The sequence below is a fragment of the Pseudarthrobacter sp. RHLT1-30-1 genome, from assembly GCF_059383415.1.
Genome location: NZ_JBWZCG010000004.1, coordinates 23,385 through 36,603, shown reverse-complemented (window position 1 = coordinate 36,603; position 13,219 = coordinate 23,385). Strand labels below are relative to the sequence as shown.

Below are 13,219 nucleotides of genomic sequence, written 5' to 3'. Positions count from 1 at the left end.
GCAACGCGGGGTCACGTACCGCCGGTAAAACCCTCCGGGATGGGCCAAATCGGACCCCGCGTTGCGGGACTCAGCCCGCGGCCGGGCACGACCGCCGTGGGCGGGACGCCGAACTCGGGTCGACTGGCGCTGCAGCCGCGGCACGCCGCCTTGTGACGCTGAACGCGAGCCGTTTGGTTACGTGGGCTCCCGGCATGAAACCATACCAACCATGGCCCAGAAGATTGCGTACCAGGGTGAGCCCGGCGCCAATTCAAATATTGCGTGCGCGCAGATGTTCCCCGAGCTGGAAAGCGTCCCGTGCGCCAGCTTCGAGGATGCCTTAGAGCTGGTGTCCGGCGGCGAAGCGGCTCTGGCCATGATTCCCATTGAGAACTCGATCGCCGGCCGGGTGGCTGACATCCACATCCTGCTGCCGCTGTCCCGCCTGCAGATCGTAGGCGAGTACTTTCTTCCGATCCATTTCGACCTGTTGGGCATCCCGGGCAGCACCATCGAGGGGGCCACGGAGGTCCACAGCCACATCCACGCCCTGGGCCAGTGCCGCAAGCTGATCCGCAGTGCCGGCCTGAAGCCTGTTATTGCCGGGGATACCGCCGGTTCCGCCCGTGAAGTGCGGGAGTGGAACGATCCAGCCAAGCTCTCGCTTGCTCCCCCGCTCGCGGCCCGGATCTACGGCTTGGAGGTGCTGGCCTCGCGGGTTGAGGACGACCCGTCCAACACCACCCGGTTCGTGGTCCTGGCACCGGAAAAGGAACTGCCGTCCCGGGAGGCGTTGCCGGAAGCGGCTGTGACCAGTTTGCTGTTCCGAGTCAGGAACGTGCCCTCCGCACTGTTCAAGGCGCTTGGCGGGTTTGCCACCAACGGCGTGAACATGACAAGGCTGGAAAGCTACATGGTGGGCAACGAGTTTGCTGCCACCATGTTCATGGCCGACGTCGAAGGACACCCCGAGGACCTGCCCGTCCGCCTGGCCCTTGAGGAGCTGGACTTCTTCACCACCGAAGTGCGCATCCTGGGCGTCTATGCCGCCGCCGAATACCGGAGCGGGCAAGCCGCCACAAGCTGACGGCCCGCCGCGCACAAAAATACGGTTGGCCGGCGTCCACCGCTTCCTCCGACGCGGGCCCCAAGCAATAATTCGCTGCGGATCCGGGCTGGTGACGCGCAAACGGTAAAGCGCTACGGGTATGCCCGTAGCGCTTTACCTTTGCCGTGTCATGGGACGTTTTCCGTGGCGAATTGGGCTGAGCCAGGAAAGTGGACGGGGCGCGGCCGGGAACGCTCCGTCCGCCCTGCTTCCCTGGTGCCGACGCTCCGTCCCAGTTACCCGGTGCGGCACCCCCGCCGCCACGCCAGCACCCGCGGGATTCCGCGGGATTCCGCGGGATTCCGCGGGATGCGGCGAGGGGCGGTCGGAAGCAACTGGGCGGGAGCGTCAGCACGACGTCGGCAGGGGTGACTGTCCCGGCGGTTAGCCCGCGTGATCCTGGAGCTCGGGTGCCCGTTTGCCTGCCCGAAGAAGCGGCGCAAAGAACGCGCCGAGTTCCGCGGTCGCCGTCAGGGGCAAGACGTTGGCCACGTACTGGTCCGGGCGGACCACCACAACAACGCCGCCGCGGTCGAGGCCGCGCAGCTCGAAGATGTCTGCCTTCGGATCGGTGGCGTAGACCTTCTCGTAGTCCGTGAGCTGGAACGGCCCCACCAGCGGTTTGAACGCCGGGGGAACCGCGCCGATGTCGACGCCCGTGTGGTCCTGCTGGTAGATCACCTTCACGTCGAACCACGCATCACGGTCCGCCCCCGTGGGGGTTGCGGCGAGCGGGGAGTCCGGTGCGTTCGCGATCCATTCGGCGAAGTCGGCGACGGGCGACGCCGTTCCGTGCGGTCCGGTGCCCTGCTGCCCCGTGCCCGGCTGGGCAGTCTGGGCCGCTGCGGCGTCGGCGAAGACGTAAATCCGCCACCGCCCGTCTGCCGTGGCGTGGTGGCCGAGGTGCATCGGGTTGGTGTCGCAGACCCGGACAACGGGAGCGGACTTGAAGCGCTTGCCGATTGTGAAACCGGTGGCCAGGCCCTGGTGGGTGGCCTGGGCGGTGAGCATGGACGGTGTGTACTCCGTCATGAACCCGGCGGGGAACTCGGCGGTGCGCACGTAGAAGTCCTCGAGCTCCGAGGGGCTGTCGAACTCCTCGGGCTTCTTCGCCATCATGGTCGACCACTCCTTGTCGAAGTCGATGAGGTTCTTCGCGATGACCTGGCGCTCGGCCGAATACGTGGACAGCAGGCTCTCGGGGCTGCGGCCCTCGAGTACGTGCCCGAGCTTCCAGCCCAGGTTGAAGCCGTCCTGCATGGAGACGTTCATGCCCTGGCCGGCCTTGGCGCTGTGCGTGTGGCATGCGTCGCCGGTGATGAACACGTGCGGCGTGCGTGTGCCGACCTGGTCCGGCAGGACGTCGTCGAACCGGTCGGTGAGGCGGTGCGCGACCTCGTACACGCTGTGCCAGGCAACGTTGCGCACGTCGAGAGTATAGGGATGGAGGATCTCGTTCGCCTGCGCGATGATCTGCTCGATGCTGGTGCTCCGCACCGCCCCCTTGTCATCCGGGCCGACCTCGCCGAGATCGACGTACATCCGGAAGAGGAAGCCGCCTTCGCGCGGGATCAGCAGGATGCTGCCGCCGGTGCCGGACTGGATCGCGCACTTGGTGCGGATGTCCGGGAAGTCCGTGACGGCGAGGACGTCCATCACACCCCAGGCGTGGTTGGCCTGGTCGCCCGCGAGCGTGCAGCCGATCGAATCCCGCACCTTGCTCTTGGCGCCGTCCGCGCCGACGACGTACTTCGCCCGGACAATGCGCTCCCGGCCCGCGTCCGGGCCGGCCGTGTGGACGAGAGTGACGGTGACGGGGTACTCCGCCTCGTCGGCGACCTCGAGGCTCCGGAACTCCAGGCCGTAGTCCGGCGACATGCGGGTGGGCGAGTTCGCCATGAATTCCGCGAAGTAGTCCAGGACGCGGGCCTGGTTGACGATGAGGTGCGGGAACTCGCTGATACCTGTCGTGTCGTCCACGGCGCGGGCGCCACGGACGATCAGGGACGGGTCGGCGGGGTCCGGCTTCCAGAATGCCATCTCGGTGATGCGGTACGCCTCGGCGATGATCCGCTCGGCAAAGCCGAAAGCCTGGAACGTCTCAACACTCCGGGCCTGGATTCCGTCGGCCTGGCCGATGGGGAGCCGACCGCCGCGACGCTCCACGATCCGCGTGGTGATGCCCGGGAACTGGGACAGCTGCGCGGCGGTGACAACGCCCGCGGGCCCGGTGCCCACGATGAGCACGTCGACCTCGTCGGGAAGCTGGGTGGGCCGGTCGATGCCGACGCCGGCGGCTGGCTGGACTCGCGGGTCACCGGATACGTAACCGTGGTGGTGGAACTGCACGGGCTTTCCTCACTTCGCTGTGTGGCATGTCGTGGTGTGGCGGACGGTCGCCAGGCTGGTGTTCGATATTAGAACAGAACGTTCGATAATAGAACTCTTATCTCCAATCCACACTGTACGGTAGATATGACGTGGGTTACAAGTGCCGTAGAAACTCCCGTAAACAAGGGGTTGACGTTGCACGGTTCCTCGGCGATAGTTTTCGTATACGATTTCGTACTCGATGAGGAGCACCTTTTGGAACTGGTCACCGACCACACCCTGGCCGCGGCCCGCAAAGTCATCGCGGTGCATCTCAACTACCCCAGCCGGGCAGCCCAGCGTGGCCGTACCCCCGAGCAGCCGTCGTATTTCCTGAAGCCATCGTCCTCCCTGGCGCTCACCGGTTCAACAGTTGAGCGTCCGGCCGGCTGCGAACTGCTCGGCTACGAAGGCGAGATCGCCCTGATTATCGGCAAGCCCGCCCGCCGGGTGGCCATCGAGAACGCCTGGAACCACGTCGAGTGGATCACGGCCAGCAACGACCTCGGCGTCTACGACCTCCGCTACGCCGACAAGGGCTCCAATCTCCGGTCCAAGGGCGGCGACGGCTTCACGCCCGTGGGCCCCGGACTGATCGCCGCGGACGCCGTCGACCCGGCACGGCTGCGGATCCGCACCTGGCACAACGGCGACCTGGTCCAGGACGACACCACCGGGGACCTGCTCTTCCCGTTTGCCCGGCTGATCGCTGACCTGTCCCAGCTGCTCACCCTCGAGGAAGGCGACATCATCCTCACCGGCACCCCCGCCGGCGCCTCCGTGGCCAGGCCGGGCGACGTCGTCGAGGTCGAAGTCAGCGAGGTTGAAGTCAGTACCGTAGACCTCAGCGTGGAAAGCGCGACGGCGGGTGGCGCCGCTTCCGGCGGCCCCTCCACTGGCCGTCTGGTCACCCGGGTCGCGGAAGGCACGACGCCGTTCGCTGACTTCGGCGCGCAGCCCCGGCCCGATGACCTGCAGCGGGAGGAAGCCTACGGCTCGCGTGAAGCTGCCGGCCTCGCCGCCGTCGGGCATGACCAGATAGCGGAAGCGGCGGCCGCCAGCGTTGGACATGTCCTGTCGCCGGCGCTGAAGGCGAAGCTCGAGAGCGTCTGCACGGCAACCTTGTCCTCCCAGCTGCGCAAGCGCGGCCTGAACAACGTCAGCATCGACGGCCTCACCTCGACCCGTCCGGACAAGCGGATTGTGGGCCTGGCCCGAACCCTTCGCTACGTGCCCAACCGCGAGGACCTCTTCAAGACCCACGGCGGCGGCTTCAACGCCCAGAAGAAGGCCATCGACTCGGTCAACGAGGGCGAAATCCTGGTGATGGAGGCCCGCGGCGAAAAGGGCACGGGCACGATCGGCGACATCCTGGCCCTGCGCGCCCAGGTCCGCGGTGCCGCCGCCGTCATCACCGACGGGGGTGTCCGCGACTTCTCCGCGGTGGCTGCGATGGACATGCCCACCTACTATGCCAACCCGCACCCCGCCGTGCTCGGGCGCCGGCACATCCCGTGGGACACCGACATCACCATCGCGTGCGGTGGGACCACCGTGCAGCCCGGGGACATCATCGTGGCCGACGCGGACGGCATCCTGGTGATCCCGCCGGCGCTGGCCGAGGAACTCGCGGACGATTCCATCGCCCAGGAACGCGAGGAGGTTTTCATTGCCGAGATGGTGCAGCAGGGTCACAGCGTGGACGGCCTGTACCCCCTGAACTCCGAATGGCGGACCCGCTACGAGGAATGGGAAGCCGGCAAAGCCAATGGCTGACACCGCCGCCGCCAGCCCCAGCACCGCAGGCACCCAAACCGCCGCGCACCCGGGCAGCAAGTCCGAGCAGGCCTACGCGGCCGTCAAGGCCCGGATCGTGAACGGGACCTACTCCCCCGGCTACCGGCTGGTGCTGGCAAAGATCGCCGAGGATCTGGGGGTCAGTGTGGTGCCGGTCCGCGAAGCCATCCGCCGGCTCGAAGCCGAGGGCCTGGTGACCTTCGAGCGGAATGTCGGGGCCACCGTCGCCGGGATCGACCCCACCGAGTACCTCTACACGATGCAGACCCTCAGCATCGTCGAGGGCGCCGCCACGGCCCTGTCCGCTCCCCTGATCGGGCCGGCGGACGTGGCCCGGGCCCGGGCCGTTAACGAGGAGATGCGGGAGTGCCTGGAGCACTTCGACCCCGTCCGGTTCACCCGGCTGAACCAGGACTTCCACAGCATCCTGTTCGAGCACTGCCCCAACCCGCACATCCTGGACCTCGTCCACCGGGGCTGGAACCGGCTGGCGTCGCTGCGGTCCTCCACGTTCCGCTTCGTCCCCCGCCGCGCCCACGAATCGGTCGACGAACACGAGGCACTGCTCCGGCTCATCGAGTCCGGCGCCAGCGCCGACGAAATCGAAAAGGCCGCCCGCCTGCACCGCTCCGCCACCCTGGACGCCTACCTCGCCCAAAGCAACGCGGGGTCACTTAGCGCCCATTAACCGGCCCCGGATGGGCCGGAAGTGACCCCGCGTTGCAATACCAGACAGGAAAAACGATGACCTTCACTGCCGAAGAAGCTTCAACCCATTACGTCCCGCAGCACCTGCCCACCCACATCCAGCACTACATCGACGGCGAATTCGTTGATTCCGTGGGCGGGGCGACCTTTGATGTTCTGGACCCGGTCTCCAACACCAACTACGCCACCGCCGCCGCCGGCCAGAAGGAGGACATCGACCTGGCCGTTGCCGCCGCCCGCAAGGCCTTCACCACCGGGCCGTGGCCGCGGATGAAGCCACGGGAACGCGCCCGCGTCCTGAACCGGATCGCCGACGCCGTCGAGGCCCAGGAGGCCCGTCTCGCCGAGCTGGAAACGTTCGACACCGGCCTGCCGATCACCCAGGCCAAGGGCCAGGCGCTCCGCGCGGCGGAGAACTTCCGGTTCTTCGCGGACCTGATCGTGGCCCAGTTCGACGACGCCATGAAGGTCCCCGGCGCGCAGATCAACTACGTCAACCGCAAGCCGATCGGCGTCGCCGGCCTCATCACCCCGTGGAATACGCCGTTCATGCTGGAGTCGTGGAAGCTGGCGCCGGCGCTGGCCACCGGCAACACCGTGGTCCTCAAACCCGCCGAGTTCACCCCGCTGTCGGCCTCTCTGTGGGCGCAGATCTTCAAGGACGCCGGACTGCCCGACGGCGTGTTCAACCTGGTCAACGGCCTCGGCGAGGAAGCCGGCGACGCCCTGGTGAAGCACCCGGACGTTCCGCTGATCTCCTTCACCGGCGAAACCACCACCGGCCAGACGATTTTCCGCAACGCCGCGGAGAACCTCAAGGGCCTGTCCATGGAACTCGGCGGCAAATCACCGTGTGTGGTGTTCGCCGATGCAGACCTGGACGCCGCGATCGACTCGGCCCTGTTCGGGGTCTTCTCGCTCAACGGCGAGCGCTGCACCGCCGGGTCCCGGATCCTGGTCGAACGCGGCGTGTACGAGGAATTCTGCGAGAAGTACGCCGCGCGCGCAAAAAACATCGTCGTCGGTGACCCGCACGACCCCAGGACCGAGGTCGGCGCCCTGGTCCACCCGGAGCACTACGCCAAGGTTGCCTCCTACGTGGAGATCGGCAAGACCGAGGGTCGGCTGCTGGCCGGCGGCGGCCGCCCCGACCACCTGCCCGAGGGCAACTACATCGCGCCGACCGTTTTCGCCGACGTCGCCCCGGACGCCCGGATCTTCCAGGAGGAGATCTTCGGCCCGGTCGTCGCGATCACCCCGTTCGACAGCGACGAGGAAGCACTGGCCCTGGCCAACAACACCCGGTACGGGCTGGCCGCCTACATCTGGACCCAGAACCTGACCCGCGCGCACAACTTCTCGCAAAACGTCGAAGCCGGCATGGTCTGGCTCAACAGCCATAATGTCCGCGACCTCCGCACCCCCTTCGGCGGGGTCAAGGCCTCCGGCCTGGGACACGAGGGTGGCTACCGCTCAATCGACTTCTACACCGACCAGCAGGCCGTCCACATCACGCTCGGCACCGTCCACACGCCTAAGTTCGGCAGCGTCGAAGACGCCGCCGCCGCCGGCGACAGCTAATCATCCACCCCCCTTCAAAGAAGAGAGAGCGCACCATGACCAACTTTGTCCCCACCCCCTCCGTCCCGGCACCGGACATCGTCCGCTGCGCCTACATGGAAATTGTCGTCACCGACCTCGCCAAGTCCCGCGCGTTCTACGTGGACCTGCTGGGCCTGCACGTCACCGAGGAGGATGAGAACAACATCTACCTGCGGCCGCTGGAGGAGTTCATCCACCACAACCTGGTGCTCCGCAAGGGACCCATCGCCGCCGTCGCGGCCTTCGCCTACCGGGTGAAGTCACCCGCCGAGGTGGACGCCGCCGAGGCCTACTACAAGGAACTGGGCTGCCGCACCGAACGGCGCAAGGAAGGCTTCACCAAGGGCATCGGCGACGCCGTCCGGGTGGAGGATCCGCTGGGCTTCCCCTACGAGTTCTTCTACGAGGTGGAGCACGTCGAACGCCTCACGCAGCGCTACGACCTCTACTCCGCGGGCGAGCTGGTCCGGCTGGACCACTTCAACCAGGTCACCCCGGACGTTCCGCGCGGCCGGAAATACCTCGAGGATCTGGGCTTCCGGGTCTCGGAGGACATCCAGGATTCCGACGGCGTGACCTACGCGGCCTGGATGCACCGCAAGCAGACCGTGCACGACACCGCCCTGACCGGCGGCAACGGCCCGCGGATGCACCACATCGCCTTTGCCACCCATGAGAAGCACAACATCATCCAGATCTGCGACAAGATGGGCGCCCTGCGCATCTCGGACCGGATCGAGCGCGGCCCCGGCCGGCACGGCGTCTCCAACGCCTTCTACCTCTACATCCTGGATCCGGACGGCCACCGCGTGGAGATCTACACCCAGGACTATTACACCGGCGACCCGGACAACCCCGTCATCACCTGGGACGTCCACGACAACCAGCGCCGCGACTGGTGGGGCAACCCCGTGGTCCCGTCCTGGTACACCGAGGCCTCCCTGGTCCTGGACCTCGACGGCAATCCCCAGCCCGTGATCGAGCGCGAAGAGAAGAGCGAAATGGCGGTCACCGTAGGCGCCGACGGTTTCTCCTACACCCGCAAGGACGGAAGCCCCGACGGGGACCGGACAGGCTTCAAGCTCGGGGCGCAGCTGTAGCCATGCTGGACGCCAAGACGATCGAGGCCATCGCGGACGAACTGCTCGAAGCCGGCCGCACCCGCAAACCCATCCCGCGCCTGACGGCCCGTTACCCGGACATGACGGTGGAGGACTCCTACGCGGTCCAGCAGTTGTGGCGGCGCCGCAACGAGGAAGCCGGCCGGACCCTGGTGGGACGGAAGATCGGCCTCACGTCGAAGGCAATGCAGGCCGCCACCGGCATTACCGAACCGGACTACGGCGCCATTTTCGATGACATGGTGCTGGAGACCGGCTGCTCGGTGGAATGGGACAAGTACACCCACCCGCGGGTGGAAGTGGAACTGGCGTTTGTCCTCAAGGACGCGCTCAAAGGCCCCGGCTGCACCATCTTTGATGTCCTAAGAGCCACCGACTACGTGGTTCCGGCCCTTGAGATCCTGGACTCCCGGATCGAGATGGAGGGCCGGACCATCGTGGATACCATCTCGGACAATGCCGCGATGGGGGCCATGGTGATCGGCGGCAACCCGGTAAAGCCGGACGCCGTGGACCTCCGCTGGGTCTCCGCCATTCTGTACAAGAACCAGACCGTGGAGGAAACCGGTGTTGCCGCCGGGGTCCTTGACCACCCGGCCAACGGGGTGCACTGGCTGGCCAACAAGATCGCCGCGCACGGGGACAGCATGAAAGCCGGCGACATCATCCTTGCCGGCTCCTTCACCCGGCCGCTGTGGGTGTACAAGGGCGACACCGTCCACGCAGACTACGGACCACTGGGAGTTGTGACATGCCGCTTCGCATAGAACCCCAGAACACCTTCCGGGATGCCCTGCGCAACCAAACCGGCGCTGCCGGCCGTCCGCTGGCAGGGATGTGGGTGTGCTCGGGCAGCCCGCTGGTGGCCGAGCTCTGCGCCGGGTCAGGCCTGGACTGGCTCCTGGTCGACGCCGAACACAGCCCCAACGGCCTCGAATCCGTCCTCGCCCAGCTCCAGGCCATCCACGGTTACCCCATCCACACCCTGGTCCGGCCGCCTGTGAACGACACCGTGGTGATCAAGCAGTACCTGGACCTGGGCGTCCAGAACCTGCTGATCCCGATGGTCAATTCCCCGGCCGAGGCGGAAGCCGCGGTGGCGGCCACCCGCTACCCGCCGCAGGGCGTGCGCGGGGTGGGCTCCGCCTTGGCCCGCGCCGCCCGCTGGAACCGGATTCCCGATTACCTGGCCCGGGCCGGCGAGACCGTCAGCGTCACCGTCCAGATCGAATCCGGCGCGGCCGTGGAAGCGGTGGAGGACATCCTGACGGTCGACGGCGTGGACGCCATCTTCCTGGGCCCCTCCGACCTTGCCGCATCGATGGGCCTGCTGGGGCAGCAGGAACATGACGAGGTGCGCGCCGCCGTTGAGCATTGCCTCACCGCCGCGAAGGCGGCCGGCAAACCCGCCGGCGTCAATGCCTTTAAACCCGACACCGCCCGCCGCTATCTGGATGCCGGTGCCAATTTCATCCTGGTGGGCGCCGACGTCGCCCTGCTGGCTCGAGGCTCCGAGGCCCTCGCCGCCAAGTACGTCCAGCGCGCCGAAGGCGACGCCCCCGCCAGCTACTGAACATCCAACGCGGGGTCAGATCGCGCCGGTTGAACCAGCCGGGATTGGCGAGGAGTGACCCCGCGTTGGCTGGTTTAGGCGGCAGCCGGCGCGGTCGCGGACCGGGAGGACGTCTGGTTCCGGAACCACGTGGCCAGTTTCTTGCCCCGCCCCTTCCACCAGCTGTCCTCGTCACCGCCGTGGCGCCACCGGTAGATCACCATCACCATCATGAAGACTCCGCCCGCCACGTCCTGCCACGTCCCGCTGGCGGCGTCGATCAGCACACTGACCGCGCAGATCAGGATCGACGGCCAGGCCAGCGTGGCGAAGACGGTGTTTGCCACGTAGCGGCGGTGGGACCGCGGCACGCTGAGGGCCCGGACCATGTCGAAGCAGACACAGACGACGACGATTGCCTGGCCCAGGGACAACAGGACCGAGCCGGTCAGGGATCCCGCGAATATTACCAAGGTGTGGAGCCCGGAGTTCATGGCCTGCCCGCGATCGTTGCGGGTCCAGGCGCCGATTTACCCGGCGTCAATGGATCTAACATGCGGTGCCCCCCGGCTGTCCTCGCTGCTTCGCTGGCTCTGGCGCCAGCCTTTCCTGCCAGGACAATTCAAACGGCCACGCCGCACTGAAGTCACGCAAACGCTGTACCCGTCTTTCAGACAGCGACTACCCGGATCCGGGGCGGGCGTACTCGCCCCGGCAATCCTGTACTACGTGGAAGATGCCGCGGACTACCTGGAGGGGACGGAACGCACAGCGTGCTGCGTCACTCGCTGTTCCGCGGCCTCCAGACGACGACGGCCTGGGAACGGGCCCGCGGGCGCTTGCCCCGGACCAGGCTGACGACGTCGCCCGCGGCCCCGGCAGCGAAGATGCGGGACTCCAGGCTGCGCGGGCGTCGTTCGAGCTCCTCGCTTAGTTCGGTGACGCGGCGCTGCAGTGCTGCGACCTGGTTCTCCAGCTGGAGGATCCGTTTGATGCCCTCCAGCGAGACGCCCTCCTGCGAGAGCCGCTGCACCTCGCGGAGCATGTTGACGTCCCGCTGCGAATAGCGGCGGGACTTGCCGGGGGCGCGGCTCGGCGAGACAATCCCCAGCCGGTCATACTGCCGCAGCGTCTGCGGGTGCATGTCCGCCAGTTGCGCGGCGACGGAGATCACGAAGATCGGCTGGTCGAAGTCGAACTCGATGGCCATGGCGGGGCGTCCGTTCCTAGAGCCGGGCCTTGGCTGCCAGTTCGGCGCGGACGTCCTCGCCGGAGGTGGCCGCGGCAAAGGCCTGGACGGCTTCCTCGGCTTCTTTGTTCAGCTTCCTTGGGACGGCGACGTCGATGGTCACCAGCAGGTCACCGGTGGCCTTCGAGTGCTTGACGCCGCGTCCCTTGACGCGCAGCGTGCGGCCCGACGGCGTCCCGGCGGGGACCCGTACCTTGACCTTGTCGCCGTCGATGGTCGGAACCTCGATGTCGGCGCCCAGGGCTGCCTCCGGAAAGGTGACCGGGACGTGGATGCGCAGGTTGTCACCGTCGCGGACGTAGAAATCGTGCGGTTTCACCGAGACGGTGACCATCAGGTCCCCGTTGCCGGCCGGTCCGTACTGGCCCTTGCCGCGGACCCGGACTTTCTGTCCGTCCTTGATGCCGGCCGGGACGCGGACGTCGATGACTTCGCCGTCCGGTTCACGCAGGCCGATGGTTGTGCCGCGGATGGATCCCGCGAAGGAAATGGAGGTCGACGCCGTCCGGTCCGCACCCTTCTGCGGCGGGCGCTGGAAGGACTGGCCTCCGCCGCCGAAGCCGCCACCGCCGAAGAGGTCGGCGAACTCGGGGGGAATGCCACCGGCGGTGCTGTAGCCGCCGGAGTGCCGTCCCCCGGCACCGGTGAAGAGCCCGCCGAAGAGGTCTTCGAAGCCAGCCCCGCCGGCTGCGCCGCCACCGCCGCCCGGAGCGAACCGGGCTCCGCCGCCCATGGCCCGGATGGCGTCATACTGCTGCCGCTCGTCGGGGTCTGAGAGTACGGAATAGGCCTCGGAGATGTCCTTGAACTTCCGCTCCGAAGCAGCGTTGCCCGCGTTGGTGTCCGGGTGGTGCTGCCGCGCGAGCTTCCGGTAGGCCTTTTTGATGTCGGCGTCGGAAGCGTCCTTGGCGATTCCAAGGATCTTGTAAAAGTCCTTGTCCACCCAGTCCTGGCTAGCCAATGGCGTTTCCTTTCAAATCTGTGTGCCGAGGTGACAGTTCGCGCCGATGTTTGGTCGAAACATGGGCGCGAACTGTCACCTCGAGGGGGTACTGCTAGGCCGGGACAGCCACGATGACCTGTGCCGCCCGAAGGACCCGGTCACCGGACTTGTAGCCCGAGCGCAGGACCTGGCTGACGGTGTCGATCTCGACATCCGCGCCGGGCTGCTGGATGAGGGCCTCGTGGATCGTGGGGTCGAACTCCACGCCGGTCTCGGCGATGCGCTCCAGGCCATACGTCTTCAGCGCGTTCTCCAGCTTGGCGGCGATCGCGGCGAACGGGCCGTCCGCGAGGTCCCCGTGCTGCCGGGCGGCGTCGACGTCGTCCAGTACCGGAAGCAGGGAGTTCATGACGCCGATGACGGCCATCTCCCCCGCCACGGCGCGGTCGCGTTCGACCCGCTTGCGGTAGTTGACGTACTCGGCCTGCAGACGGCGAAGGTCATTCCTGAGCTCCTCCGCCTCCGCACCGTCGGCGGCCTGGGCCACGGACTCCGCCGCCGGCACCTCGACACTGTTGAGGATGTCCTCCGCCTGGGACAGCGCGTCCCCGGAATCAGAGTCCCCGGCAGCGGCGCGCTCCTGGTCGGGGTGGCGGGCCTGGCCGGTCTTCGGATCAACCTTGCGGTTGTCGTGGATGATCGGCTTCTGCGGCTCGTTCTCCCGCTGTTCGGCGTCGCGACGGCTCTCGGAAGAACCGTGCTCTTCTTCGTTACCGTGATGGGGCAT

12 protein-coding genes are annotated in these 13,219 nt (G+C 67.2%); 7 read left to right on the top strand and 5 right to left on the bottom strand.

The genetic code is table 11. From position 1 onward, the window contains the following. The first annotated feature begins 211 nt into the window (after window positions 1-211). Window positions 212-1,069, top strand: coding sequence for a prephenate dehydratase (locus tag AC50YM_RS04770; protein WP_494955827.1), 858 nt, complete (start codon window positions 212-214; stop codon window positions 1,067-1,069). A gap of 405 nt (window positions 1,070-1,474) precedes the next feature. Here AC50YM_RS04770 and AC50YM_RS04765 read toward each other — a convergent pair whose 3' ends face one another. Beyond that, window positions 1,475-3,439: an FAD-binding monooxygenase gene (locus AC50YM_RS04765; protein ID WP_494955826.1), complete on the bottom strand. Its 1,965-nt coding sequence runs from the start codon at window positions 3,437-3,439 to the stop codon at window positions 1,475-1,477. 237 nt (window positions 3,440-3,676) lie between these two features. On the opposite strand from AC50YM_RS04765, the gene AC50YM_RS04760 reads away from it, so the two are divergent. Genes AC50YM_RS04760 through AC50YM_RS04735 form a run of 6 tightly spaced genes read left to right on the top strand, consistent with a single transcriptional unit; the run spans window position 3,677 to window position 10,261 of the window. Next, entirely contained in the window at window positions 3,677-5,236 is a 1,560-nt protein-coding gene (locus AC50YM_RS04760; protein WP_494955825.1) for a fumarylacetoacetate hydrolase family protein, read from the top strand. Next, window positions 5,229-5,945, top strand: a complete 717-nt coding sequence (locus AC50YM_RS04755; RefSeq protein WP_494955824.1) for a GntR family transcriptional regulator — start codon at window positions 5,229-5,231, stop codon at window positions 5,943-5,945. Before AC50YM_RS04760 ends, AC50YM_RS04755 begins: the two co-directional genes overlap by 8 nt. A gap of 56 nt (window positions 5,946-6,001) precedes the next feature. Beyond that, complete coding sequence (gene hpaE / locus AC50YM_RS04750) at window positions 6,002-7,546, top strand: 5-carboxymethyl-2-hydroxymuconate semialdehyde dehydrogenase (protein WP_494955823.1); 1,545 nt, start codon at window positions 6,002-6,004, stop codon at window positions 7,544-7,546. A 35-nt stretch (window positions 7,547-7,581) separates the two neighbouring features. Next, window positions 7,582-8,667 (top strand): 3,4-dihydroxyphenylacetate 2,3-dioxygenase, encoded by a 1,086-nt coding sequence (hpaD, locus tag AC50YM_RS04745; protein WP_494955822.1) that lies wholly within the window; start codon window positions 7,582-7,584, stop codon window positions 8,665-8,667. A 2-nt stretch (window positions 8,668-8,669) separates the two neighbouring features. Beyond that, window positions 8,670-9,455, top strand: coding sequence for a 2-oxo-hept-4-ene-1,7-dioate hydratase (gene hpaH, locus AC50YM_RS04740; protein WP_494955821.1), 786 nt, complete (start codon window positions 8,670-8,672; stop codon window positions 9,453-9,455). Further along, window positions 9,440-10,261: an HpcH/HpaI aldolase family protein gene (locus AC50YM_RS04735; RefSeq protein WP_494955820.1), complete on the top strand. Its 822-nt coding sequence runs from the start codon at window positions 9,440-9,442 to the stop codon at window positions 10,259-10,261. The genes hpaH and AC50YM_RS04735 overlap by 16 nt, the downstream gene beginning before the upstream one ends. A gap of 74 nt (window positions 10,262-10,335) precedes the next feature. Here AC50YM_RS04735 and AC50YM_RS04730 read toward each other — a convergent pair whose 3' ends face one another. The 4 genes from AC50YM_RS04730 to AC50YM_RS04715 form a co-directional block, all read right to left on the bottom strand. Then, entirely contained in the window at window positions 10,336-10,734 is a 399-nt protein-coding gene (locus AC50YM_RS04730) for a hypothetical protein (RefSeq protein WP_494955819.1), read from the bottom strand. 287 nt (window positions 10,735-11,021) lie between these two features. Continuing rightward, window positions 11,022-11,450: a heat shock protein transcriptional repressor HspR gene (locus AC50YM_RS04725; protein WP_494955818.1), complete on the bottom strand. Its 429-nt coding sequence runs from the start codon at window positions 11,448-11,450 to the stop codon at window positions 11,022-11,024. Window positions 11,451-11,466: 16 nt separating this feature from the next. After that, entirely contained in the window at window positions 11,467-12,450 is a 984-nt protein-coding gene (locus AC50YM_RS04720) for a DnaJ C-terminal domain-containing protein (protein ID WP_494955817.1), read from the bottom strand. Between the two features lie 94 nt (window positions 12,451-12,544). Beyond that, entirely contained in the window at window positions 12,545-13,219 is a 675-nt protein-coding gene (locus AC50YM_RS04715) for a nucleotide exchange factor GrpE (RefSeq protein ID WP_494955816.1), read from the bottom strand.